Origin of the sequence: Methylobacterium bullatum (assembly GCF_014845095.1) — a bacterium.
GTDB lineage: Bacteria > Pseudomonadota > Alphaproteobacteria > Rhizobiales > Beijerinckiaceae > Methylobacterium > Methylobacterium bullatum.
The window spans coordinates 1-740 of record NZ_NKUG01000191.1; the positions used below are offsets into that span (position 1 = coordinate 1).

The window sequence follows — 740 nt, forward strand, 5'->3', positions numbered from 1 at the left end:
CCCCTGCCCCTGCCCCTGCCCTACGCATCCTTGTCGTGGGTCAATCGCAACTCGGCCGAGGCTGATTGGCGAGGCATGCACCGGCGGAGGCGCGCTTCAAGCGATGTGGTCTGCTTAACACGCGTTTCAGCCCCTGAGGGCGGAGCGGACATAACCCCGCGAAATCAACCGGCTGGTCTCGCGCGCCCGGCGCTCGGCCTGCATCAGGTCGGACAGGGCGTCGGTGATGGCGCAGCGGAGGGCGATCTCCGCGTCCCCCGCCGTGCTGGTGAGATAGGCCTGGGCGATCTCCTCCACCGGGCAGTGAAGGCCCGGCGCCGCCGTATCCTCGTTCCTGATCCTGGTCAGCGTCTTCGGCATGGCCCGTCTCCGACTCGCGTTGAGAACGAAGACAGAACACGCCACGAGGGTTAACGGATCCTTAACGGGGTCGATAGAAGCCTGTGGACATCCGCGAGACGGGTGTCCGGGCTCAGCTGTGGATCACCTTGCCGTAGGCGTCGAGCACGCTCTCGTGCATCATCTCGCTCAAGGTCGGGTGCGGGAAGACCGTGTGCATCAGGTCTTCCTCGGTGGTCTCGAGGTTCATGGCGACGACGTAGCCCTGGATCAGTTCGGTGACTTCCGCTCCCACCATGTGGGCGCCGAGCAGCTGGCCTGTCTTGGCGTCGAACACCGTCTTCACCAGCCCGTCCGGCTCTCCCAGGGCGATGGCCTTGCCGTTGCCGGCGAAGGGGAAG

The 740-nt window shown here is 65.7% G+C and carries 1 protein-coding gene and 1 pseudogene; both read right to left on the reverse strand.

Annotated elements, in window-relative coordinates; genetic code table 11:
- Positions 1-126: 126 nt before the first annotated feature.
- Positions 127-360: a hypothetical protein gene (locus MBTS_RS21345; RefSeq protein ID WP_147832702.1), complete on the reverse strand. Its 234-nt coding sequence runs from the start codon at positions 358-360 to the stop codon at positions 127-129.
- Positions 361-472: 112 nt separating this feature from the next.
- Positions 473-740 (reverse strand): annotated as a pseudogene (locus MBTS_RS21350) (dihydrolipoyl dehydrogenase); the annotation flags it as partial.